The 24,333-nt window shown below is 70.3% G+C and carries 20 protein-coding genes and 2 tRNA genes; 11 read left to right on the plus strand and 11 right to left on the minus strand.

The window, feature by feature from the left end; translation table 11 throughout:
- Positions 1 to 12: 12 nt before the first annotated feature.
- From MTF69_RS05175 to MTF69_RS05210, 8 genes are all read left to right on the plus strand, one after another.
- Positions 13 to 1,854, plus strand: coding sequence for a carbamoyltransferase (locus MTF69_RS05175; protein WP_243331075.1), 1,842 nt, complete (start codon positions 13 to 15; stop codon positions 1,852 to 1,854).
- Positions 1,855 to 1,918: 64 nt separating this feature from the next.
- Positions 1,919 to 2,062, plus strand: coding sequence for a hypothetical protein (locus tag MTF69_RS05180; protein WP_176710384.1), 144 nt, complete (start codon positions 1,919 to 1,921; stop codon positions 2,060 to 2,062).
- Positions 2,063 to 2,101: 39 nt separating this feature from the next.
- Complete coding sequence (locus MTF69_RS05185; RefSeq protein WP_243331077.1) at positions 2,102 to 3,085, plus strand: TauD/TfdA family dioxygenase; 984 nt, start codon at positions 2,102 to 2,104, stop codon at positions 3,083 to 3,085.
- A 66-nt stretch (positions 3,086 to 3,151) separates the two neighbouring features.
- The gene (locus tag MTF69_RS05190; protein ID WP_243331080.1) at positions 3,152 to 4,399 is read left to right on the plus strand and encodes an ATP-grasp domain-containing protein; all 1,248 of its coding nucleotides are present in this window, start codon (positions 3,152 to 3,154) and stop codon (positions 4,397 to 4,399) included.
- A 107-nt stretch (positions 4,400 to 4,506) separates the two neighbouring features.
- Positions 4,507 to 5,775, plus strand: a complete 1,269-nt coding sequence (locus MTF69_RS05195; protein ID WP_243331082.1) for an acetyl-CoA carboxylase biotin carboxylase subunit family protein — start codon at positions 4,507 to 4,509, stop codon at positions 5,773 to 5,775.
- A gap of 104 nt (positions 5,776 to 5,879) precedes the next feature.
- A complete protein-coding gene (locus MTF69_RS05200) occupies positions 5,880 to 6,914 on the plus strand; it encodes an Inducer of phenazine A (RefSeq protein ID WP_243331084.1) in 1,035 nt (344 codons plus the stop codon).
- 72 nt (positions 6,915 to 6,986) lie between these two features.
- Positions 6,987 to 8,243 carry an ATP-grasp domain-containing protein gene (locus tag MTF69_RS05205; protein ID WP_243331085.1) on the plus strand — a complete coding sequence of 419 codons (1,257 nt, stop codon included), beginning with the start codon at positions 6,987 to 6,989 and terminating at the stop codon, positions 8,241 to 8,243.
- A gap of 56 nt (positions 8,244 to 8,299) precedes the next feature.
- Positions 8,300 to 9,577, plus strand: a complete 1,278-nt coding sequence (locus MTF69_RS05210; protein WP_243331087.1) for an MFS transporter — start codon at positions 8,300 to 8,302, stop codon at positions 9,575 to 9,577.
- Between the two features lie 98 nt (positions 9,578 to 9,675).
- Here MTF69_RS05210 and MTF69_RS05215 read toward each other — a convergent pair whose 3' ends face one another.
- The gene (locus MTF69_RS05215; RefSeq protein ID WP_243331090.1) at positions 9,676 to 10,314 is read right to left on the minus strand and encodes a LysE family translocator; all 639 of its coding nucleotides are present in this window, start codon (positions 10,312 to 10,314) and stop codon (positions 9,676 to 9,678) included.
- Positions 10,315 to 10,463: 149 nt separating this feature from the next.
- Between MTF69_RS05215 and MTF69_RS05220 the strand changes: the two genes are divergently transcribed.
- On the plus strand, positions 10,464 to 11,807 hold the full coding sequence (locus MTF69_RS05220; RefSeq protein WP_243331092.1) for a PLP-dependent aminotransferase family protein: 1,344 nt from the start codon (positions 10,464 to 10,466) through the stop codon (positions 11,805 to 11,807).
- 91 nt (positions 11,808 to 11,898) lie between these two features.
- Here the strand turns inward: MTF69_RS05220 and MTF69_RS05225 are convergent.
- A tRNA-Ala gene (locus tag MTF69_RS05225) sits at positions 11,899 to 11,971 on the minus strand.
- A 159-nt stretch (positions 11,972 to 12,130) separates the two neighbouring features.
- On the opposite strand from MTF69_RS05225, the gene MTF69_RS05230 reads away from it, so the two are divergent.
- Together MTF69_RS05230 and MTF69_RS05235 are read left to right on the plus strand one after the other, a co-directional pair.
- Complete coding sequence (locus tag MTF69_RS05230) at positions 12,131 to 12,682, plus strand: DNA-binding protein (protein ID WP_243331094.1); 552 nt, start codon at positions 12,131 to 12,133, stop codon at positions 12,680 to 12,682.
- Positions 12,683 to 12,741: 59 nt separating this feature from the next.
- Positions 12,742 to 13,956: a serine/threonine-protein kinase gene (locus MTF69_RS05235; RefSeq protein ID WP_243331096.1), complete on the plus strand. Its 1,215-nt coding sequence runs from the start codon at positions 12,742 to 12,744 to the stop codon at positions 13,954 to 13,956.
- 10 nt (positions 13,957 to 13,966) lie between these two features.
- On the opposite strand, the gene MTF69_RS05240 is transcribed toward MTF69_RS05235, so the two are convergent.
- From MTF69_RS05240 to gnd, 9 genes are all read right to left on the minus strand, one after another.
- On the minus strand, positions 13,967 to 15,283 hold the full coding sequence (locus tag MTF69_RS05240) for a hypothetical protein (protein ID WP_243331098.1): 1,317 nt from the start codon (positions 15,281 to 15,283) through the stop codon (positions 13,967 to 13,969).
- Positions 15,284 to 15,407: 124 nt separating this feature from the next.
- Entirely contained in the window at positions 15,408 to 15,542 is a 135-nt protein-coding gene (locus MTF69_RS05245) for a DLW-39 family protein (RefSeq protein WP_208809277.1), read from the minus strand.
- Between the two features lie 145 nt (positions 15,543 to 15,687).
- Positions 15,688 to 15,761 (minus strand) — tRNA-Ile (locus MTF69_RS05250).
- A gap of 106 nt (positions 15,762 to 15,867) precedes the next feature.
- A complete protein-coding gene (locus MTF69_RS05255) occupies positions 15,868 to 16,509 on the minus strand; it encodes a DUF3566 domain-containing protein (protein ID WP_243331100.1) in 642 nt (213 codons plus the stop codon).
- A gap of 2 nt (positions 16,510 to 16,511) precedes the next feature.
- A complete protein-coding gene (gene gyrA / locus MTF69_RS05260; protein WP_243331101.1) occupies positions 16,512 to 19,127 on the minus strand; it encodes a DNA gyrase subunit A in 2,616 nt (871 codons plus the stop codon).
- A gap of 40 nt (positions 19,128 to 19,167) precedes the next feature.
- Positions 19,168 to 21,225 (minus strand): DNA topoisomerase (ATP-hydrolyzing) subunit B, encoded by a 2,058-nt coding sequence (gene gyrB, locus MTF69_RS05265; RefSeq protein WP_308401364.1) that lies wholly within the window; start codon positions 21,223 to 21,225, stop codon positions 19,168 to 19,170.
- 434 nt (positions 21,226 to 21,659) lie between these two features.
- On the minus strand, positions 21,660 to 22,205 hold the full coding sequence (locus MTF69_RS05270; RefSeq protein WP_243331104.1) for a DUF721 domain-containing protein: 546 nt from the start codon (positions 22,203 to 22,205) through the stop codon (positions 21,660 to 21,662).
- Complete coding sequence (recF, locus tag MTF69_RS05275) at positions 22,202 to 23,338, minus strand: DNA replication/repair protein RecF (protein WP_243331105.1); 1,137 nt, start codon at positions 23,336 to 23,338, stop codon at positions 22,202 to 22,204. Before recF ends, MTF69_RS05270 begins: the two co-directional genes overlap by 4 nt.
- A gap of 102 nt (positions 23,339 to 23,440) precedes the next feature.
- Positions 23,441 to 24,316, minus strand: a complete 876-nt coding sequence (gene gnd, locus MTF69_RS05280; protein WP_243331108.1) for a phosphogluconate dehydrogenase (NAD(+)-dependent, decarboxylating) — start codon at positions 24,314 to 24,316, stop codon at positions 23,441 to 23,443.
- Positions 24,317 to 24,333 lie beyond the last annotated feature (17 nt).

Genomic DNA, 24,333 nt, shown 5'->3' on the forward strand with positions numbered 1-24,333 from the left:
GAGCTTTTCCGTATGACCGATCTGGTTCTGGGCCTCTCCGCCTACTACCACGACAGCGCCGCGGCCCTGGTCGCGGACGGGGTCCCCGTGGCGGCGGCACAAGAGGAACGATTCAGCCGCCGCCGTCACGACTCCGACTTCCCCGCCCGGGCGATCGCCTACTGCCTCGAAGAGGCCGGCGCGACCCTCGACGACGTCTCCGCCGTCGCGTACTACGAGGACCCGGCCCTGAAGTACCGGCGGGTGCTCTCCACCTTCACGGCGGCCGCCCCCCGCGCCTACTCCTCCTTCGCCCGGACGATGCCGGAGTGGCAGGAGTGGAAGCGCGACGCCACCGGCGAGGTGCGCCGACGCCTGGAGGATCTCGGGCTGGGCCGCGTACCGGAGATCCGGGCGCGGCAGCACCACGAGTCGCACGCGGCCTCGGCCTTCTTCCCCAGTCCGTACGAGTCGGCCGCCGTGCTGTGCATCGACGGGGTCGGCGAATGGGCCACCACCACCCTGTGGCACGGGCAGGGCAACCGGCTGGACTCCCTGGCCGAGATCCGCTTCCCGCACTCGCTCGGCCTGCTGTACTCGGCCTTCACCTACTTCTGCGGGTTCAAGGTGGACTCCGGCGAGTACAAGCTCATGGGGCTCGCACCCTACGGAGTGCCCCGCTACGAGCAGGTCATACGGGAACGGCTGATCGACATCAAGCCCGACGGCTCCTTCCGCCTCGACATGCGCTACTTCGAGTACCTGCGCGGCGAGGTCATGACCGGCCGGGGCTTCGAGAAGCTCTTCGGCGGTCCGCGCCGCGACGCCGAAGGCCCGCTGACCGAGAGGGAGTTCGACCTCGCCGCCTCGGTGCAGAAGGTCACCGAGGACGTGGTGATCAAGCTGGCCCGCACGGCCCGCGAGCGCACGAACGAGTCCCGGCTGTGCCTGGCCGGCGGTGTGGCGCTCAACTGCGTGGCCAACGGCAAGATCATCCAGGAGGGCATCTTCGACGAGGTGTGGATCCAGCCGGCCGCGGGTGACGCGGGAGGGGCCCTGGGTGCCGCACTGGCCGTGGCCCACGAATCCGGCGCGGAGCGAGCCCACTTGGGCGGCGGCCGGGACGGCATGAGCGGTTCGCTGCTCGGCCCGGGGTACGACGACGAGGAGATCGCGGCGTACCTGGAGCGCGAGGGGATCCCCCATCAGCGCCTCACCCCGGAGAAGCTGGCCGAGAGCGTCGCCGAGGTGCTGGGCGACGAGAAGATCGTCGGCTGGTTCCAGGGTCGCATGGAGTTCGGGCCCCGGGCGTTGGGAGCTCGGTCGATCCTCGGGGACCCGAGGTCACCGAAGATGCAGTCCGCGATGAACCTGAAGATCAAGTTCCGGGAGTCCTTCCGCCCCTTCGCGCCCTCCGTCCTGGACACCGACGTCAAGGACTACTTCGACCTGGAGCAGGAGAGCCCGTACATGCTGGTGGTCGCGCCCGTGGCGCAGGCCCTGCGCATCCCGGACGCCGACGCGCAGCTGGACGGAGCGTCCGGCCTGGACCTCCTGAAGGTGCCGCGCTCCACCATCCCGGCGGTCACCCACGTGGACTGCTCGGCCCGGGTCCAGACGGTGTCGGCCCACAACAACGAGCCCTACCACCGACTGCTGACGGCCTTCAAGGCGGCCACCGGCTGCGCGGTGCTGGTCAACACGTCCTTCAACGTGCGGGGCGAGCCGATCGTCAGCAGCCCGGCCGATGCCTACACCTGCTTCATGCGCACCAACATCGACTACCTGGCCATGGGGTCGTTCCTGCTGAGCAAGGCCGATCAGCCGCAGTGGCAGGAGGCCGGCGACTGGCGCGAGGACATCCCCCTCGACTGACCCGGCGGTCCTTCACCACAGCTCCCGACGCCGATCCGCGGCGTACCCCACGAGAGACGGATCCATGAAGAAACCGCTGCTCTTCCTTGCCTACTACCTGATCGTCACCCCGGTCGGTGCCGTTCAGCGCCTGCTGCGCGACCCGATGCAGCGCCGTATCCAACGGGACGCCGAGTCCTACTGGACGGTCGCTCCGGTCCGTAGGTGAGCGCGTCGACACCGACTACGACCCGAGCGGAAAGAGAACATGATTCATCCTCCTACCGAGGAGTCGGCATCGGACGCCCTCCGGATCACCCGCTTCCGACTCGATGACGGAACCCGGGACGTCCTGGGCAAAGAGATCGGGGCGCGGACGCATTCCTCCGTCCTCGACTCGGACGACAACCAGGCCATCCTGTCCTCCATAGGAGCGTACGTCCTCCGGCAGCACCTGCCGGGACAGATCCTGGACGCCCTGGAGTCCTTCCGGGTCAGCCGTGCACACGCGCTGACGCTGAGCAACCTCCCCCGACAGGACCTTCCCGCCACCCCGGTGAGCGGGTACGGGGACGAACCCGCCCTGTCCCTCGTCAACGCCGTCCACTTCGGGCTCATCCAGTTGCTCGGGATGACCCCGTACGCGGTGAACTACGAGAACCTGGGGCGGCTCATGCGCAACGTCGTCCCCAATCCGGCCGCTTCGGGAACGACCAGCTCCTGGGGCGCGGACTCCGAGTTCTTCTGGCACACGGACAACCCGCACCTGCCCTTCGGGGAGCCGGGCATGGACCCGCGGGGCTACGTCCCCCAGTACCTGACGTTCTACACGGCCCGCAACGAGGAACGCGTACCGACGGAGATAGCGGCCGCGGAAGAAATGGTGCGGCTGCTGGACCCGGCCGTGCTGCGCGCGCTGGAGGGGCGCGGTTTCGTGGTCGGTGCCCCGGACTCCAACGACTTCCCCGAGTCTCCCGAGCTACTGGACGAGGCCCCGCTGCTCGAGCGGGACGCCACCGGGCGCCACCGCGTGCGCTATGACGCGGGAACCACCCGCGGCATCTCCGCGGAGGCCGAGCAGCACCTCCGCTCCCTGCACCAGGCACTGGGGCAGGTACGCGGTTCGGCCATCACCCTGGATCCCGGCGACTTCCTCGTCTTCGACAACTACCGGGTGGTCCACCGGCGGCGCGCCTTCACCCCCGCCCTCGCCTCCACCGCCCGCTGGCTGCGCCGCTGCTACGCCAGCTGAGACGCAGCCGCCCCCCCTGGACACACAAGTCCGCGCCGCGGCTCGGACGTTAAGGAGTAACAAGAGATGTTCCGCATAGCCGTCGTCGGCGGTCGTCCGGCACCTGTGACGGGCGCGAAGGAACTGGGCATCGATGTGGTGCTCGTCCACGAGGAAGGCGCCTACGACCCGGCCGTCGGTGCGCACTGCGAGCGCATCGTGCACGCGCCGATCACCGATGGTCCCGCGATCCTGGCGGTCCTGAGGCCGCTGCACGAGGAGCGCCCCTTCGACCGGGTGATCACCACCACCGAGTTCGCCGCCGAGTCCACCGGCTACGTGGTCGACGCCCTGGGCCTGCCCGGGGTGACGGAGGCCACGGCCCGCGCGCTCAAGGACAAGGTGCTCACCCGCGAGCTCCTCGACAAGCACGGGCTGAGCCCGGTCCGCTACCGCTCGGTGCAGTCCGCCGAGGAGGCGGCCGCGTTCGCGGCCGAGGTGGGCGAGCCCATCGTGCTCAAGCCCACCGACGGTGTGGCCAGCCTGCACATCCACCCCGCCTCGACGCCCGAAGAGGCGGCCGCGGCCTGGGACCGGCTGGCCGAGGCCGGGATCACCACGGTCATCGCGGAGGAGTTCCTGGAGGGCCCCGTGGTCTCCGTGGACTCGTTCTCCTTCGAAGGCCGCCACGTGCCCATCGGCTACTCCGAGTACCGGATGAACGAGCGCTTCGTGGAGTGGGAGGTGTCCACCCCCAGCCGGGTCGCCGTCCCGCACCTCGCCGCGCTGCGCGAGCTCACGGTCGGACTGCTGGACGCCGTGGGCCTCACCGAGGGTCCCTCGCACAGCGAGTTCGTGCTGACCCCCAAGGGCCCGCGGGTGCTGGAGTCGCACGCCCGGCTGGCCGGCAGCGGTGCCCCCGAGCTGGTCCGCCGCGCGTTCGGCTGCGACCTCAACCGCTGGTTCCTCACGGTGCCCCTGGGCATCGACACCCTGCCGGAGACCTCCCCGGAGCCCATCGGGGGCGCCGCGGTGCGCTTCTTCACTCCGGAACCGGGGACCATCTCCGCCATCGAGCTGGACGAGGACCTCGACATCGAACTGCGGCGTCAGCCGGAGGGCGAGGTGCCGCAGGTGTTCCTGCCGCACCTGGACGAGTTCGCGGACAAGGAGGTCGCGGCCTTCATCGCGAAGAACCCCGGCGAGGAGGTTCCTCCGCTGCTCACGGTCATCGACTGCGTCTCGGGCTACGTGATCGCCTCCGGCACCGACGCCGACGACGCCGTGGCCAAGTGCGACGCGGTCAACGAGCGCATCCGCTTCCGCACCGCCTGACCGGCCTCACCAGCCCTCCGGTGGCCGGGTCCCCGGACCCCGGCCACCGGAGCCGTCCCCGCACCACTCGCCGTCGCCTGCTGAAGGCCCCAGACATCGGAAGCGTGATGACCGCTCCCCTTCCCCACATCCTCGTCATCCACCGCTGGCGTGACCACTACGCCCGGTACGAGGACTACATCGACCACCGTGCCCACCGCGTCACCTACGTGACGACCGGCCTGGGCCGCGCGTCGGTTCCCGTCTCCGCGGCCGGCACCGTCACGGTGCGGGCCACCGACGACCTGCGCGAGGTACGGCGGGCGGCGGACACCCTGACCGTCAGGTTCGGCACCCCGGACCTGGTCGTCGCGCTGAACGAGGGCGACCTGGAGACGGCGGCCCAGCTGCGCGCGCAGCTCGGCTGCCCGGGGCAGGACATGACGGGCCTGGCACGCTTCCGCGACAAGCTGATCATGACGGAGGCGGTCGCCGCGGCGGGGCTGCGCACCCCGGCCTTCGCCGACGCCCCGGACGCCGCGGCGGTCAAGGGGTTCGCCCAGGACCACGGCTGGCCTCTGGTGGTCAAGCCCCGGCGCGGCACCGCCAGCCGCGGAGTGCTCACGCTCCGGTCCCCGGACGACCTGGTGGTGCTGGACGCCCAGGAGCCGGAGGACAGGATCGTCCAGACGTTCTGCGGCGACGCCATCTACCACGTGGACGGCTTGTGGACCGGGACCGCGCTGGGTCCGTGGCGGGCCTCCCGGTACGTCAACACCTGCGCGGAATTCACCACGGGCGCGGCCCTCGGTTCCGTGGAGGAGGACGACCCGGCCCTGCTGGAGCCGATCGGCGCCTTCACCGCCGCCGCCGCCAAGGCCCTCGGCGGCCGCCACCCCTGGGTCTTCCACCTGGAGGTGTTCGTCGGCACCGAGGAGGACGGGTCGGTACGGGTGACCTTCCTGGAAGCGGGCTGGCGGGTCGGCGGGGCCGAGATCCCCTTCATCTGGCGCGAAGTGCACGGAGTCGACCTGATGGCGGCCGCGGCCGCCATCCAGCTGGGCAACGACCCGGTCCTGCCCGAACTTCCCGACGGGAGGTTCGGCGGCTGGCTCCTGGTGCCCTCGCCGGTCCCCGCGCCCTGCAGGATCGTCGCCGCCCGGATTCCGGATGCCGACGGGGCCTTCGCGTACGCGCAGGTCGTACCGCAGCCCGGACAGGTACTGCCGAAGGTGGGCGGCTACGAGCACGTGGGCGCCCGGTTCCGCTTCCGCGGCGGCAGCACGCGGGAAGTGCGCGAGGCGATCATCGCCACGGCCTCCCGCGTCTCCCTGGAATGCGTACCCGAGCCCGCGGAGGCACAGCCCCTCCAGGTGCCCTGCGGACTGGACCGCTGACCGCCTCACCGCGTCACCGCGTGGGATCCGGCCCCTCCCGTCCGCTCCCCCCTCCTTCCCTTCGTACGCACCCTTCGTACGCCCCCGAACAAGGACCTCTCCCCATGGCACTGCATCGTGACGAACTGACCCCCCAGTCCCAGGAGTACGGACGCTTCGACGACCGGGGCGAGGCTCGCTACCTGCCGTACCTCATGTACTTCCACCGGGCCGACTACCGCTCCGACGTCATCAACACCGACCGGGCCGGCTTCCGCATCTCCCACGGCCCGGACGGCGCGACGGCCTCCGCGGCCGGGAACATCCCCACGAGCGGTCCGGTGCGCATCATCTCCGGCAGCTCCACCGTCATGGGCATAGGCGCCACGAGCGACGCGCACACCCTGGCCTCGCGGCTGTGGACCGAGCACGCGCCGTCCGCGCCGTGGCTGAACTTCGGCGGCCGCTGCTACAACTCCACGCAGGAAATGCTCCTGTTCACGCTCCACCGGCACCTCCTCCCGGAGATCGACGAGGTCGTCGTCTTCTCCGGACTCAACGACCTGACCGTCGGCCGGCTCCCCGAGTGGCAGCAGGGCGACCACGGCGCCTTCTGGTTCTGCGGCGAGTACTTCGAGAAGATGGAGGAGCTGCGGGCGGAGAACCGCAAGGCGAACAAGCGCATGGGCTTCCGCTCCGCCCCGCGCCGCGCCACCATCTCCACCCACGACGACGTCCGCCGCGACGTCTCCCAGGTCATCGACGCCGCCGCCGAGCTGACCCTGCGCCACCTGGAGACCTGGCGGCTGCTGGCGCCCGAGGCGCGGCTCACGTACGTGCTCCAGCCGATGGCCCTGTGGATGCGCGAGCAGCACTCCCCCCAGGAGCAGCTGCTCTTCGACGAGATCGACCGCATCTCCAAGCTCGGTACCTGGGAGGCCCTCTACGGGGACATCTCCACCCCGGCCGTGGCCCGTGCCTTCGCGGAGAAGCTGAGCGTCGGCTGCGAGAAGCTCGGCATCCGCTTCTTCGACCTGAACCCCGTGGTGGCCGCCGCCGTCACGCAGCAGGACTGGGTCTACGTGGACCGGGCCCACTACACCGACCACGGCTACGACCTGGTCGCCCGGATCATGGCGGAAACCCTCGGTCTCTCCTGAACCGTCCGCGCGACCCTCCTTCATTTCGCACGAGTTCCGCACGAGACACGAGACACGAGAACTGAGGACACTGTGACCGGGAAATTCCGTGTGGCCTGGGTCGGCGGCCGACCCGCGCCCATCGCCGGAGCCAAGGAACTGGGCATCGACGTGGTGCTCGTCCACGAGGAGGGCATGTACGAGCCGTCCATCGCGCAGCACTGCGAGCTCATCGTGCACGCCCCGATCACCGACGGCCCGGCGGTCCTGGACGTCCTGCTGCCCCTGCACGAGGAACGGCCCTTCGACCGGGTGATCACCACCTCCGAGCCCGCCGGCATCAGCGTGGGCCATGTGGTGGACGCGCTCGGTCTGACCGGCGTGAGCGAGGCGACGGCCCGCACCCTCAAGGACAAGGCCCTGACGCGGCAGGCCCTGGAGCGGCACGGGCTCAGTCCGGTGCGGTACGAGGTGGTGCGGGACGCGGAGCGGGCCGTGGCCTTCCAGCGTGAGCTGGACGGTCCGATCGTCCTCAAGCCGGTGGACGGGGCGGCCAGCCGCCACATCCACCGGGCCGACGGCGAGGCCGAAGTCCTGGCGGCCTGGGCGGTGATGGCCGCCGACGGGCTGACTTCCGCGCTCGCCGAGGAATACCTGGACGGACCGGTGGTCTCCGTGGACTCCTTCTCGCACGAGGGCCGGCACGTGCCCATCGGCTGCTCCGAGTACCAGGTGAACGAACGGCACGTGGAGTGGGCCGTGTCCACGCCGAGCCGGATCGCGGAGCCGTACATGGGGGAGCTGCGCGAGCTGACCGTAGGACTGCTCGACGCCGTGGGTCTGACCGAAGGGCCCTCGCACAGCGAGTTCGTGCTGACCCCCAAGGGCCCGCGGGTCCTGGAGTCCCACGCACGCCTCGGCGGGCACGCCCTGCCGGAGCTGGTGCGGCGCGCCTTCGGAACCGACCTGGCCCGGATGATGCTGACCGTGCCGCTCGGCATCGAGGAGCTGCCCGCGAGCTGCCCGGAGCCGGTGGGCGGGGCGGCCATCCGCTTCTTCACCCCCGCGCCCGGGGAGATCCGGGAGGTCGTGGTGGACGAGGACAACCCGGCGGTGGTCACGCGACTGGCCCCGGGAGAGCTGGAAGGGGTCTACCTTCCGCTGCTGGCCGAGATCAGCGCCCTGGAGACGGGGGCCGTCGTCGCGAAGAACCCCGGCGACGTGGTGCCGCCGCTGAACACCCTCGCCGACTGCAGCTCGGGCTACGTCCTGTCGAGCGGCCGGGACGCGGCCGACGCGGAGGCCCGCTGCCTCGAGGCGGAGCAGAAGATCCACTTCCTCACCGTGTGAGTCGCCCCTTCCCGCCACCTCCCCCCACCCCCCGGACCAGCTGAAGGACCTTCGCCATGACCACCACCGCCCCCGGCGAGGAAGGCACGAGGCAGGACGCACCCGTCGTGTCCGCCCCTTCGGTCTTCCGCCTCAAGCCCTTCCGCTACGTCTTCGCCGCATCCGCGGTGAGCGTCCTGGGCACGCAGATCAGCTATCTCGCGGTCCCGCTGCTCGCCGTGACGGTGCTCGACGCCTCGCCCGGCCAAGTGGGCGCACTGGCCGCGCTGGGCACGGTCGCGTTTCTGCTGATCGGACTTCCCGCCGGTGCCTGGACGGACCGGATGCGCAAGCGGCGGCTGCAGATCACGGCGGACCTCGTCCGGGCGGCGATGTTCGGGTCGGTGCCGGTGGCCTGGTGGCTGGACGTACTCACCATCGGGCAGTTGTACGTGGTGGTGCTGGTCTCGGGGTTCGCGACGGTCTTCTTCGACGTCGCGAACCAGAGCTACCTCCCGCACGTGGTGGGGCGGGACCAGCTGGCCGAGGCCAACGCCAAGCTGGTGGCCATGCAGGCGGTCAACCAGGTGTCAGGACGCAGCGTCGGCGGTTACCTGGTGCAGCTCCTCACGGCCCCCCTCGCCCTCGCCGTGAACGCCGTCACCTTCCTGTGGTCGGCGGTCTGCCTGCTGGGGGTGCGCACCCCCGAGCCGCGCCCCGTGCGACGTCCGGACACCCACCTGGGACGGGAGATCCTGGAGGGGACCCGGTTCGTCCTGGGCCACCCGCTGCTGCGCCCGCTGGCGCTGGAAGGTGCGCTCACCAACCTGGCCCTCCAGATGATCGTGACCGTGCTGCCGGTGCTCTTCGTACGGGAGTTGGGGCTGCCGGAGTACGCGCTGGGCCTGTTCCTCGCCATGGCCGGCGCGGGGGTCTTCATCGGCTCGGTCTCGGCCCGTGCCATCAGCCGCCGGCTGGGCGAGGGGCGTGCCATGTGGGTCACCGGCCTGTGTGTCGCCCCTGCCGGGTTCGTCATCCCGCTCATCGACCGCGGGCCGATGCTCTGGGCGGCGGGCGGCGCGTACCTGCTGATGACCTTCAAGGTCGGCACGGACAACGTGCTCAAGGTGACGTTCAGGCAGCAGGCCACCCCCACGCACCTCCTCGGCCGGATGAACGCCACCTTCCGGTTCCTGCTGACAGGCTCGCTGGCCATCGCTTCCGTCCTGGCCGGCGTCCTCGGTGAAACCGTGGGCGTCCGCTCGGCCCTGTGGGCCGGCGCGGCGGTGCTGTCGGTCAGCTGGCTGCTGGTCTTCTTCTCGCCGTACCGCAAGGCCCGGGAGCTGCCGAGCTGAGGTCGGGGAACGGCGGGAGCGGGCCGGTCGCGCATGCGCGACCGGCCCGCTCTGCTCTGCTCTGCCTACGGGCCCGCTCCGCACACCGCCCCGCCCGGTCAGGCCGGGCCCGAGGTGTCGAGGGCCAGGGTGAAGGCGAGGGTGCCGAGGACCGAACCCATCATGTAGCGCTGCACCTTGAGCCAGGACGGGCGGCGGGCCAGGAAGCCGGCGATGGTGCCGGCCGCCAGGACGATGCCGAGGTTGACCGCGACGCTGACCACGATCTGGATCGAGCCGAGCACGATGCCCTGCAGAAGGACGTGACCCTTGTCCAGGTCGATGAACTGGGGGATGAGCGAGAGGTACATGATGGCGATCTTCGGGTTGAGCAGGTTCGTCATCAGGCCCATCGTGAACAGTTTGCGCGGGGAGTCGTGCGGGACCTCCTGCGGGGAGAAGACGGAGAGGCCGCCCGGCTTGAGCGCGTTCCAGGCGAGGTAGGCGAGGTAGGCCGCGCCCGCCAGCTTCACGGCGAAGTACAGCTCGGGTACGGCGATGAAGACGACGGACAGACCCAGGTTCGCGGCCAGCAGGTACACCATGAAGCCCAGGGCCACGCCGCCGAGGGAGGTGACCCCGGCGCGCTTGCCCTGCGTGATGCTGCGCGAGACGAGATAGATCATGTTCGGGCCGGGGGTGAGCACCATCCCGAGAGCCACCACCATCACGCCGAGAACCCCGCTCAGTTCAACCATGGAAACCCTCATTCGATGCCGTGTTCTCCGACCAGGCTCGGAGCAATGCTCGGATCATATTGCTCCGAGCACACCGAGGCAATCCTCAATATTGCACTCGGTGCAATTCTGTGATTGGATCGGGCGCAATCCAATGAGGGGAATGCGCCGTGAAGGACTACCGGAGCGTCGCCGACGCGGTGGCCGACCAGATCCGGACCGGAATCCTCCGGCCTGGCGACCAACTGCCCCCGCAGCGCGAGTTCGCCCAGCAGTACGGCATCGCCGGCTCCACCGCCGCCCGCGTCTACCGCGAGCTCGCCCGCCGGGGCCTCACGCTCGGCGAAGTGGGCCGTGGCACCTTCGTCCGCGCGGAGTCGTCCCACGTCCCCGCCGCCCCCGCACTCACCGAACCCGCCGGCAGCCGGATCGACCTGGAACTCAATTACCCGGTGGTGCCCGAGCAGACGGCGCTGCTGGCCGAGGGCCTCGCCGGGCTGATGCGGCCCGACGTCCTCGGGGACGCGCTGCGGCCGATCGGCGCCGCCGGCCTCCCGGCCTTCCGGGAGTCGGCCGCCGACCTGCTGGCCCGCGGCGGCTGGCGCCCCGAACCGGAGCGGGTGCTCTTCGCCGGCAACGGCCGCCAGGCCATCGCGGCCGTCATCACCGCCCTGGTGCCGCCGGGCGGCCGGCTCGGGGTCGAGGCGCTGACCTATCCCATCGTCAAGGCCGTCGCGGCCCGGCTCGGCATCACTCTCGTGCCGCTGGCCATGGACGGTTCCGGGCTGATCCCCGAGGCCGTCGAGGAGGCCCACCGCAACGGGCCGCTGAATGCCGTGTACGTACAGCCCACTCTGCACAACCCGCTCTCGCTCACCATGCCCCCGGAGCGCGTGGCCCGGCTGGCCGAGGTACTGCTGCGGCTGGGGATCCCCGCGATCGAGGACACCGTCTGGGCCTTCCTCCGCGACGAACTGCCCCCGCTCGCCGCGCTGGCCCCCGAGGGCACCGTTCTCGTCGACAGCCTGTCCAAGCGCATCGCGCCCGGGCTGACCCTCGGGTTCGTGGTGGCCCCCGGCTCCCTGACGGGCGACCTCGGTACGTCGCTGCGCTCGGGCGGCTGGACCCCCATGCGGTTCGCCCTGGAGTCCGCCCACCGCTGGCAGCAGGACGGCGCCGTGCAGGCGCTCGTCAAGGCCAAGCAGCGGGAAGCCGCCGTACGGCAGGAGCTCGCGGCCCGCCATCTCGCCGGTTTCGAGGTGCAGAGCGACCCGTGCTCGTTCCACTGCTGGTGGCAGCTGCCCCGCCCGTGGCGCGCGGACACCTTCGTCGCGGCCGCCGCGCGCCACGGCATCGGAGTGGCTCCCGCCGCCGCGTTCGCCGTCGGCCGCAACAACGCCCCCAACGCGATCCGTCTGGGGCTCGCCTCCCCGCACGCCGACGTCCTCACCCAGGCCCTGGACACCCTGGCCGAGATCGCCCGCTCCGCCCCGGACGACCTCGTCACCGACTGACCGGCTGACCGACTGACCGGCTGACCGGCTCCGGACGACGAAAAATGCCCCCCGACACTGCGTTTCCGCAGGTCAGAGGGCATTTCTATTGTGGAGCCTAGGAGATTCGAACTCCTGACATCTGCCTTGCAAAGGCAGCGCTCTACCAACTGAGCTAAGGCCCCGGATGCGGGCACGGCCGTGCTCCGGGAGGGAGTGACCGTTCCGTAGGACAGAGTACCGGGTGTACCCCCTCATCCCGCAAAATGATAGGGACTCCCGCCCCGCGACCACTCTCCGTAAGATGCTCGCGAGGTTCGCACCAGCGAAGGGGAGTAGTAAGAGTGGACGCAGTACAGCAAGAGGCGACCGCCAGAGCCAGGGAACTCCAGCGGAGTTGGTACGGGGAGCCGCTCGGCGCGCTCTTCCGCCGGCTCATAGATGACCTCGGTTTGAACCAGGCCCGCCTCGCTGCCGTCCTCGGGCTGTCGGCGCCGATGCTGTCCCAGCTGATGAGCGGCCAGCGGGCCAAGATCGGAAACCCCGCCGTGGTCCAGCGGGTTCAGGCCCTCCAGGACCTCGCCGGCCAGGTGGCCGACGGGAGCGTCAGCGCGGGAGAGGCCACCGACCGGATGGACGAGATCAAGAAGACCCAGGGAGGTTCCGTCCTCAGCAACAGCACCAGCCAGGCCGCCACCGGTTCCGGCGCACCCACCGTCAAGCGCGTCGTGCGCGAGATCCAGTCGCTGCTGCGCTCGGTCTCCGCCGCCGGCGACATCATCGACGCGGCGGACACCCTCGCCCCGACCCACCCGGAACTGGCAGAGTTCCTCCGGGTGTACGGAGCGGGCCGCACCTCCGACGCCGTCGCGCACTACGAGGCGCATCAGAACTGACACGCGACGATCGCGAAGCACGCGACGGACACAGCTGACGACGGGGGACGGGCGCAGCAATGGGTGAGATCTTCGCCGGCCGGTACGAACTGATCGACCCGATCGGACGTGGCGGCGCAGGCGCCGTATGGCGTGCCTGGGACCACCGGCGCCGCCGTTACGTCGCAGCGAAGGTCCTCCTGCAGAGCGATGCCCACACCCTGCTGCGGTTCGTCCGCGAGCAGGCGCTGCGGATCGATCACCCGCACGTACTGGCCCCGGCCAGCTGGGCGGCGGACGACGACAAGGTCCTCTTCACCATGGACCTCGTCGCCGGCGGATCCCTCGCCCATGTGATCGGGGACTACGGGGCCCTGCCGCCCCGGTTCGTGTGCACCCTGCTCGACCAGCTCCTGTCGGGGCTGGCGGCGGTGCACGCGGAGGGTGTCGTCCACCGCGACATCAAACCGGCCAACATCCTGATGGAGGCCACTGGAACCGGGCGGCCGCACCTGCGGCTGTCCGACTTCGGCATCGCCATGCGCAAGGGCGAGCCCCGGCTGACCGAGACCGCCTACGTGGTCGGCACGCCGGGCTATCTCGCGCCCGAACAACTCCTCGGCTCCGAACCTGACTTCACCGCAGACCTGTTCGCCGTCGGACTGGTCGGCCTCTATCTCCTCCAGGGTGCCAAGCCCGACTCCCAGGCCCTCGTGGAGCAGTTCTTCACCCACGGCACCCCCGATGCCCCCCAGGGCGTTCCCGCGCCGCTGTGGGACGTCCTGGCCGCCCTGCTCCAGCCGGACCCCCGGAGCAGGTTCCAGACGGCCACCGGGGCGCGCAGGGCCCTCGCCGAGGCCGTGGAACTGCTGCCGCCGCCCGGCCCGGACGGGGATCCGGTCGAGGTGTTCGACCAACTGGGCCCGGTGCCGACCGGTTTCACGCCCCGGGCACTCCAGGAACCCGCGTACGAGACCCCGCCGACGGCACCGACCACCGTGCCCGCGCAGCCAGCCGACGCCCCCACGCCCGTCACCGCTCCCCTCGGCGTGTTCGGTCCCTCGGAGACGGGCAGCTTCCACCTCCCGCCGCCCCTGGCCGCCGTCGGCCCGACTCCGCAGACGCAGCCGCAGCCGCAGACGGCCCCGCATCCGTACGCGCAGCCGCAGCCGGCTCCTCCCGCCGTACCCCGCGCGACCACCCTCGCGCCCCCGCCCGCGAAGGTCACCGCCGGGATCCTGCTCGCCGCCGTACTGTGCTTCGCCGTCGGCATCTGGGCCCTGACCCAGATCTAGGGCGCCCGTCCTAGGCGGAACGCCGCCGGGCCAGCAGGATCCAACCGCCCAGGACGAGCAGCAGCAGCGTCCCCATGCCGAAGCCGGCGCTCGCGACCACCCTCATCACCGACCGGTTCGCGGCGGCGGCATCGGCCTCCACGGCCGTGGTGCCGTCCTTGGCCGCCGTACGGTCCTCGGCCCCCACCCCGAACCCCGCGGCCGCGAGGTCCTCCGCGTAGGCCGGGGCCTTGCCCGGATCGCCGATGATCTGTGTGCGCAGGGTCAGCGGGACGGGAACCGCTTCCTGGGTGAAATCCCCGACCTTCCCCGCCATGGTCACCGCGACGTAGTACCAGCCGGCCACCCGGACCGAGCCGACCTTCCGGTCGGAGGCGAAGCGGTTCTCGTAGGCCACCGGCGGTGTCCGCGGCAGGGTGAGCCCCGCCTGCTTCCCGTCGTACGAGGCGTCCTCGCCGTCGATCAGGGACCGGTACGGGCTGTACAGCGCGACGGAGAGCCCGGGCGAGGCGTACCCGGAGTCCTTCGTCAGCGTGCCGGCGGAGAGCTCGGCCGCGAGGCCCAGCTGCTGCCCCCAGTCGAGCGGCACCCGGTAGAAGAGGGTCTGGCCGGGCCGCAGCGCGTCGCTCCAGACTCCGCTGCCCAGCGCCCGTGCGTCGTTGAAGCCGGTGCCGCCGGAGCGCGGAGCCGCGTCGCTGCCGGGCAGGGTCGGGGAGGCGGAGGGCCAGACGCTGGGGGCGGCGACGGGCGCGTTGCTGCCTCCGAGCTTCGGTTCGCGCTGGACCCGCAGTTCCAGGGGCCAGGCCGCCCGGTCCCCGTCCTTGGCCGTCTCGCGCGTGACCTTGACGTAGTAGGTGCCGCCCGTCTGACAGCCGGCGTCCTCCTGCATCACGCGGGCTCCCACGGCGCTGAGGGGCACTGGGTCGTAACCGAAGTCCGCTCGCCCCGGGCCGCTCATGCAGGAGCGGTTCTCGATGGTGAGGACGTCCACCGTCAGGCCGTCGCTGTAGCTGACCTTGGCGCTGCCCGGGGGCTGGAGCACGGCGGAGACGTACACGGTCGAACTGTCGTCGAGGTTGAGCCGGTAGTACCGCTCCCCCGGCGCCATCGAGTCCTTGTAGACCGCGCCGGCCTTCAGCTCCGGGGCCCCGGCCGTGGAGGGCTTCCCCGCCACCGCCTGCGCCCCGTCCGCGCCGCGGTAGGCGGGCACCGGCTGCGGCGTCCCCGCCGCGGCCGCGGCCCCCGGCAGCGCCGCGACCAGCCCGAGGGCGGCCAGGGCGGCCAGCGCCGCCGCAGCGGTCGTCCGTACCCGACGTACCCCACCCATCACACGCACCCACCCCGAGTTTGCCAGCGCAAGCAAGTTCTTTGCATATCGCAATAATTCGTCACAGAGCAGCACAAAGCCCCGACCGCAGCGGCAGTCGGGGCTCTGGGATCAACCTCGGGTCTCACACACCGGAACCAGAAGGCACGGAGTCGGTTGCCTCCGTCCACAGGTCCTGCTCGGCGCGGTCCGCCTGGATCTGGCGGTACACGAGGAGCCCGCCGATGGCGGCCAGTGCGACCAGGAGCAGCTTCTTCACCGCGCGACCTCGTCTTTCGTTGACGTAGGAGACTTCTGGCGCCCAACAATACACACCGACCGATACCGATCGGTGACCTGTTCCTCCACCAACTGGCCCAACGACAAAGACCCCCAGGCCATGGGCCTGGGGGTCTTCGACACTGTGGGGCTAACAGGATTTGAACCTGTGGCCTCATCCTTATCAGGGATGCGCTCTAACCAACTGAGCTATAGCCCCATCCGCGCTGCGCGCTGACTTCTGAAGGTTAGCGCACAGACCCGGTGACTCCAAAATCGATGGCGGCGGCCCGTCTGCGCAGGTCATCCGCCCCGTCCTCGGAGGCCTACTCGTCCTCGGCGAGCGTCAGCTCCACACCGCCGACGAAGCCCGCCGACAGGTTGTAGATGAACGCGCCCAGAGTCGCCAGCGCCGTCATGAGCACCACGTCGATGACCGAGATCACCGACGTGAAGATCAGAACGCGCGGCAGCGACAGGAAGCTCTGGAGGTCGAAGCCGTTGCTCTCGTTCGAGCCGGTCGCCTCACTGATGGTGCCGCCGACGCTGGAGAAGATGCCCATGGCGTCCATGACCATCCACAGCACCACCGACGCCACGATCGTGCAGACGCCCAGCGCGATCGACAGCAGGAAGCTGACCTTCATCACCGACCAGGGGTCGGCCTTGGCCACCCGGAGCCGCGCCTTGCGCGTCCTGGGTGCCATACGGGCCCCCGTGCGCGGCTTGCGCTGCGCACCGGGGTCGCCCGCCCCCCGCGGCGCCCCGGGGCCCTGGGGCACCGAGTACGCCTGCGGCGGGTGGTACGGCGGCTGAGGGCCGGCCCCGGCCCCGGCCTGAGTCTGAGGCGACTGAGGCGACTGCGGTCCTCGGGTGTCCGTCACGGTTCCCCCCTGAGAGTCCGCGGCGGGGCCACGAGCACCGTTCGCTCCAGTGTTGGCCGGTCCGGCGCCCGTGGCTCCGCTCACGCTTACTCCTCGTGCTCCCCAGCCGAGGGCTCCGTGCCCTCGGCGGCCTCGGCGGCCTGTCCTTCGACAGCCGCCTCGGTCCCGATCTCGTTCTCGCTGTCGTCGGCCTCGTCAGTTTCCTGACCGGCCTCCGCGTTGCGGGCGATGCCGACGACGGCATCCCGCTTACCCAGGTTGATCAGCTGGACGCCCATGGTGTCACGGCCGGTCTCCCGTACTTCGTTGACGCGCGTACGAATCACACCACCGCTGAGCGTGATGGCGAGAATCTCGTCCGTTTCGTCCACCACGAGCGCCCCGACGAGCGAGCCGCGGTCTTCCACGATCTTCGCGGCCTTGATGCCCAGGCCACCACGGCCCTGGACGCGGTACTCGTCGACCGGCGTGCGCTTGGCGTAGCCGCCGTCGGTCGCGGTGAAGACGAACGTACCGGGCCGGACCACGCTCATGGAGAGCAGTTCGTCCCCTCCGCGGAAACTCATGCCCTTCACGCCCGAGGTGGCGCGGCCCATCGGGCGCAGCGCGTCGTCGGTCGCCGTGAAGCGGATCGACTGCGCCTTCTTGCTGATGAGCAGCAGGTCGTCCTCGGCGGACACCAGCTCGGCGCCGATCAGCTCGTCGTCGCTGCCGTCTTCGGTCTCCCGCAGGTTGATGGCGATGACGCCACCCGAACGGGGAGAGTCGTAGTCCTTGAGCGCCGTCTTCTTCACCAGGCCGCCCTTGGTGGCCAGGATCAGGTACGGGGCGGCCTCGTAGTCGCGGATCGCGAGGATCTGGGCGATCTTCTCGTCCGGCTGGAAGGCCAGCAGGTTCGCCACGTGCTGCCCGCGGGCGTCGCGGCCGGCGTCCGGGAGCTCGTACGCCTTGGACCGGTAGACCCGGCCCTTGTTCGTGAAGAACAGCAGCCAGTGGTGCGTGGTGGACACGAAGAAGTGGTCGACGAGGTCGTCCTGCTTCAGCTTCGTGCCGCGCACGCCCTTGCCGCCGCGCTTCTGCGAGCGGTAGTCCTCGGTCTTGGTGCGCTTGACGTACCCGCCGTGGGTGATCGTGACGACGATGTCCTCTTCGGCGATCAGGTCCTCCATGGACATGTCGCCGTCGAAGGGCACCAGCTTGGAACGCCGGTCGTCGCCGAACTTCTCGACGATGGCCGCCAGTTCCTCGCTGACGATCTGACGCTGGCGCTCCTCGGAGGCCAGGATCGCGTTGTACTCGTTGATCTTGGCCTGGAGCTCGTCGTGCTCGGCGACGATCTTCTGCCGCTCCAGGGCCGCGAGGCGGCGGAGCTGCATCTCCAGGATCGCGTTCGCCTGGATCTCGTCGATCGACAGCAGGCCCATCAGGCCCTCGCGGGCGATCTCGACCGTGTTGCTGCGCCGGATCAGCGCGATGACCTCGTCGATCGCGTCCAGCGCCTTGAGCAGACCGCGCAGGATGTGGGCGCGCTCCTCCGCCTTGCGCAGGCGGAACTTCGTGCGCCGGACGATGACCTCGATCTGGTGCGTCACCCAGTGGCGGATGAAGGCGTCGATCGACAGCGTGCGCGGCACGCCGTCCACCAGCGCCAGCATGTTCGCGCCGAAGTTCGTCTGCAGGTCGGTGTGCTTGTACAGGTTGTTCAGCACGACCTTGGCGACGGCGTCGCGCTTGAGGACGATCACCAGGCGCTGGCCGGTCCGGGACGAGGTCTCGTCGCGGACGTCGGCGATGCCGCCGACCTTGCCGTCCTTCACCAGGTCGGCGATCTTCTGCGCCAGGTTGTCGGGGTTGGTCTGGTACGGAAGCTCCGTGACCACCAGGCACTGGCGGTTCTGGATCTCCTCGACCTCGACCACCGCGCGCATCGTGATGGAGCCGCGACCGGTCCGGTACGCCTCCTCGATGCCCTTGCGGCCCACGACCAGGGCGCCCGACGGGAAGTCCGGGCCCTTGATCCGCTCGAGGAGCGCGTCCTGGAGCTCCTCGTGCGAGGCCTCCGGGTGCTCCAGCGCCCACTGGGCGCCGGCCGCGACCTCGCGCAGGTTGTGCGGCGGGATGTTGGTGGCCATGCCGACCGCGATGCCCGCCGAGCCGTTGATCAGCAGGTTCGGGAACCGTGCCGGCAGGACGGTCGGCTCCTGGTTGCGGCCGTCGTAGTTGTCCGTGAAGTCGACGGTCTCCTCGTCGATGTCCCGGAGCATCTCCATGGCCAGCGGCATGAGCTTGCACTCGGTGTAGCGCATCGCGGCCGCCGGGTCGTTGCCCGGGGAGCCGAAGTTGCCGTTGGAGTCCACGAGCGGCATGCGCAGCGACCACGGCTGGGCCAGGCGGACCAGGGCGTCGTAGATCGAGGAGTCACCGTGCGGGTGGTACGTACCCATGACGTCACCGACGACGCGGGCGCACTTGTAGAAGCCCTTCTCGGGCCGGTAGCCGCCGTCGTACATCGCGTACAGCACGCGACGGTGGACCGGCTTGAGGCCGTCCCGTACGTCGGGCAGCGCGCGGGAGACGATGACGGACATCGCGTAGTCGAGGTAGGAGCGCTGCATCTCCGTCTCGAGCCCGACGGGCTCGATGCGTACGACGGGCTGCTCCTCCGCGGATTCCGCGGCGGTGGGCGTGGTTTCGTCGGCCATTGCTGGTCAAAGGTCCTTTCAGGCGGTCAGCTGAGCCGACTCAGATGTCGAGGAAGCGAACGTCCTTGGCGTTGCGCTGGATGAAGGAGCGCCGGGCTTCGACGTCCTCACCCATGAGCACCGAGAACAGGTCGTCGGCCTGCGCGGCGTCGTCCAGGGTGACCTGGCCGAGCACGCGGTGGTCCACGTCCATCGTGGTGATGCGCAGTTCCTCGGCGTTCATCTCGCCCAGACCCTTGAAGCGCTGGATCGAGTCTTCCTTGATCCGCTTGCCGTTCTGCTTGCCGAGCTCGACCAGGGCGTCGCGCTCGCGGTCCGAGTACGCGTACTCGAAGTCGTCGCGGCCCCACTTGATCTTGTACAGCGGCGGGCGCGACAGGTACACGTGACCGGCCTCGACCAGCGGCCGCATGAAGCGGAACAGGAAGGTCAGCAGCAGGGTGTTGATGTGCTGGCCGTCGACGTCGGCGTCCGCCATCAGGATGATCTTGTGATAGCGGAGCTTTTCGATGTCGAAGTCCTCGTGCACACCCGTGCCGAAGGCGCTGATCAGCGCCTGGACCTCGGTGTTCTGGAGGATCTTGTCGATGCGGGCCTTCTCGACGTTCAGGATCTTGCCGCGGATCGGCAGGATGGCCTGGTACATCGGGTTCCGGCCGGACTTGGCCGAGCCGCCGGCCGAGTCGCCCTCGACGATGAAGATCTCGCACTTGGTCGGGTCGTTGGACTGGCAGTCCGACAGCTTGCCCGGCAGCGAGGCGCTCTCCAGCAGACCCTTGCGACGGGTGAGGTCGCGGGCCTTGCGGGCCGCGACGCGCGCCGTGGCCGCCTGGATCGACTTGCGGATGATGTCCGCGGCCTCGTTCGGGTTGCGGTCGAACCAGTCGTTGAGGTGCTCGTGCACGACCTTCTGCACGAAGGTCTTCGCCTCCGTGTTGCCCAGCTTGGTCTTCGTCTGGCCCTCGAACTGCGGCTCGCCAAGCTTCACCGAGATGATCGCCGTCAGACCCTCGCGGATGTCCTCGCCGGCGAGGTTGTCGTCCTTCTCGCGCAGGAACTTCTTCTCCCGCGCGTAGCGGTTGACCAGGCCGGTCATCGCCGCACGGAAGCCCTCTTCGTGGGTACCGCCCTCGTGCGTGTGGATCGTGTTCGCGAAGGAGTAGACCCCCTCGGTGTACTGCGAGTTCCACTGCATCGCGATCTCGACCGAGAGCATGCGCTCCTTGTCCTCGGCCTCGACGTCGATGACGGTGGGGTGGATCAGCTCGCCCTTGCGCGCGTTCAGGTACTTCACGAAGTCGACGATGCCGCCCTCGTAGTGGTACTTGACCGTGCGCGCCTGCTGGTCGTCGGTCTCATCGGCGGTGTCCGCGCCCATCGTGGCCTTCGCCGACTCGCGCTCGTCCGTCAGCGAGAGGGTCAGGCCCTTGTTGAGGAAGGCCATCTCCTGGAAGCGGCGCGAGAGCGTCTCGAAGGAGTACTCGGTGGTCTCGAAGATGTCGCCGTCGGCCCAGAAGGTGACCGAGGTGCCCGTCTCGGACGTCTCCTCGTTCTTCAGCAGGGCCGCCGTCGGGACACCGAGCTTGTAGTCCTGGGTCCAGCGGTAACCGTCGGTCTTGACCTCGACCGCGACCTTGGTCGACAGGGCGTTCACGACGGAGACGCCGACGCCGTGCAGACCGCCGGAGACGGCGTAGCCGCCGCCGCCGAACTTGCCGCCCGCGTGCAGGACCGTCAGCACGACCTCGACGGCCGGCTTCCCCTCGGACGGCACGATGCCGACCGGGATACCGCGGCCGTTGTCGACCACGCGCACGCCGCCGTCGGCGAGGATCGTCACGTCGATGGTGTCCGCGTGCCCTGCCAGGGCCTCGTCGACCGAGTTGTCGACCACCTCGTAGACGAGGTGGTGGAGCCCGCGCTCACCGGTCGAGCCGATGTACATGCCGGGCCGCTTGCGGACCGCGTCCAGGCCCTCGAGGACCTGGATGGCACTGGCGTCGTACGAGGAGGTGACCTCGCCGTTCTGGCCGACTGTGGACTGGTTGTCGTTGGGGTTGCCGGAATCGGCCACGAAGCGCCCTTTCTGGCACAGCACAGGCCATACTCCGGGCCGGCATGCATGCAAGCGGGAGCGGCTGCGTCGATCTGCGTTGTCAGCGGTGGTCAGCTTTACTCGACTGGATCCCGCGCGTGCGCGGGATTCTCGTTCAGTCTACCGGTATCACCCCCATGAATGGGCGTTTGCCGGTACCTGAGTCCGCATGTGCCGCCCGGAAACTCCTCTCTCCGACTCCCCATATCCGGGGAGGGGCTCAAAGAGGCTCACACGGGCATTGAGCGCTTCGGGCTGTCAACCTCCCGCTACCGTGAGGGACACCACCCGCAGAGCCGTCCATGCGGGTGGCCGCCGGATCCCTACTCACCCGTACGGGTCACCGCGCGGGCACGCCTGCGAGGCCGCCCGCGCGCGGTCGGACACGTCGCAGGCCGCCCGCGCGCGGTCCGACACGTCGGGTCAGGCGTACGCACTCACCCGTAGGTGTCCCCCGGGCCGGTGCTCCCCGGCGCCCGCCAGGGGCCGTACCGCTTCGGACCGCCGCCGGGGCCGTGGACCTTGATCAGCCGGACGGTGCCCTGCCCGAGGTCCGCGTTGAGCCGGGCCACCAGCTGCGGAGCCAGCAGCTTCAGCTGCGCCGCCCACGCCGAGGAATCGCAGCGCACCACCAGCTCGCGGTCCTCGTACCGGTCGGGCACGCAGTGCGTCGCGATGTCCTGGCCGACGATCTCCGGCCAGCGCTCCATCACGCCCGCCACCGCCATCGGCATCTCCCAGCCGCGCTCCGTGCGCAGCCGGTCCAGCGCCGCCATCAGCGGCATCGGGTCCCGGCCGTCCGCGCGGGCGCCCGAGCGCAGGCCCGGCTGGTGGCGGCCCTTCTTGTGCTGCGCCGCGTTGCCGCGGGCCCGCGCCTGCTCGCGCGCCGCCGCCAGCGCCTGGCGCGCCAGGTCCACGCCGGAGGGTTCGGCCGCCTTGCGCGGCGGGTCCTGCGGGGGCTGTTCCTGCTCCGTGCCGCTCACAGCCGGGTCACCTCCCCGCCGGACACCGCGAACCGGGTCCCGGCCAGCACCCCGGGCACGTCGTCGTCGACCGCCGCCGTCACCAGCACCTGCTCGCCCGGCGCCACCAGCTCCGCCAGCCGCTCCCGGCGCCGCGCGTCCAGCTCCGCGAACACGTCGTCGAGGATCAGCACCGGCTCGCTGCCCTCCGAGCGCAGCAGCTCGTAGGAGGCCAGCCGCAGGGCCAGTGCGTAGGACCAGGACTCGCCGTGGCTCGCGTACCCCTTGGCCGGCAGCTCCCCGAGGCGCAGCACCACGTCGTCGCGGTGCGGGCCGACCAGGGTCACCCCGCGCTCGATCTCGCCCTTGCGCACCTCGGCCAGCGCGCCGAGGAGGACCTCGTACAGCGCCTCCCGGGTGCGGGCCTCGCCGCTGTCCACCTGCTCGCCCGCGGAGGACTTGTAGGCCGCGCCCAGCGGTCCGCCGCCGGGCGCGAGCTGCTCGTACGCCTTGTCCGCCAGCGGCAGCAGGGTCGCGAGCAGGTCGAGCCGGTGGGCCAGCAGTTCCGCGCCCGTGCGCGCCAGGTGCTGGTCCCACACGTCGAGGGTGGACAGGTCCATGGAGCGGCCGCCGTGCCGGCGGGCCATCGCCGCCGACTTCAGCAGGGTGTTGCGCTGCTTGAGCACCCGCTCGTAGTCCGAGCGGACGGCCGCCATGCGCGGCGAGCGGGCCGTGACGAGCTCGTCGAGGAAGCGGCGCCGCTCGCCGGGATCACCCTTGACCAGGGCCAGGTCCTCGGGGGCGAACAGCACCGTGCGCACGATGCCCAGTACGTCCCGCGGCCTGACCTGCGAGGACCTGTTGATCCGGGCCCGGTTGGCGCGGCCCGGATTCAGCTCCAGCTCCACGAGCTGCTGCCGCTCGCCCTGGGTGACGGCGGCCCTGATGACGGCGCGCTCGGCGCCCATCCGCACGAGCGGGGCGTCCGCGGAGACGCGGTGGCTGCCGAGGGTCGCGAGGTAGCCGATGGCCTCGACGAGATTGGTCTTGCCCTGCCCGTTGGGGCCCACGAAAGCGGTGACGCCCGGGTCGAGGGGAACCTCGGCCCGGGCGTACGAGCGGAAGTCGGCCAACGAGAGATGCGAAACGTGCATACGGCGCCGACCTCCCCCGGCTTCCTGCTGCTCTGCCGTGCTCCGCTCCACAGGCTGTGGGCCTGCGACCTGCAAGCTGTGGACCTGTGGAGCGGTTGTGGATTACTTCTTCTCGACCGCGTGGCCGCCGAACTGGTTGCGCAGCGCGGCGATCATCTTCATCTGCGGGGAGTCGTCCTGGCGCGACGCGAAGCGCGCGAAGAGCGAGGCCGTGATCGCGGGCAGCGGCACGGCGTTGTCGATCGCGGCCTCGACCGTCCAGCGGCCCTCACCGGAGTCCTGCGCGAAACCGCGCAGCTGCTGCAGGTGCTCGTCCTCGTCCAGCGCGTTCACGGCCAGGTCCAGCAGCCAGGAACGGATGACCGTGCCCTCCTGCCAGGACCGGAACACCTCGCGGACGTCGGTGACCGAGTCGACCTTCTCCAGGAGCTCCCAGCCCTCGGCGTAAGCCTGCATCATGGCGTACTCGATGCCGTTGTGGACCATCTTCGCGAAGTGGCCGGCGCCGATCTTGCCGGCGTGCACGGCACCGAACTCACCCTCGGGCTTGAGGGCGTCGAAGACGGGCTGTACGGCCGCGACGTGCTCCTTGTCGCCGCCGTACATCAGCGCGTAGCCGTTCTCCAGGCCCCAGACGCCGCCCGAGACGCCGCAGTCCACGAAGCCGATGCCCTTGGCGGCCAGCTCGGCGCCGTGCTTCTCGTCGTCGGTCCAGCGGGAGTTGCCGCCGTCGACGACGATGTCGCCGGGCGAGAGCAGGCCGGCGAGCTCGTCCACGGTGGACTGGGTCGCCGCGCCGGCCGGGACCATGACCCACACCACGCGGGGGGCCTGCAGGCTGTCCACAAGTTCCGACAGGCTGTGGACATCGGCGAGGTCCGGGTTGCGGTCGTATCCGATGACGGTGTGGCCGGCGCGGCGGATGCGCTCGCGCATGTTGCCGCCCATCTTGCCGAGACCGACGAGACCAAGCTCCATCAGGTGGTTCCTTAAGC

Source organism: Streptomyces sp. AP-93 (genome assembly GCF_022808175.1).
Classification (GTDB): Bacteria; Actinomycetota; Actinomycetes; order Streptomycetales; family Streptomycetaceae; genus Streptomyces.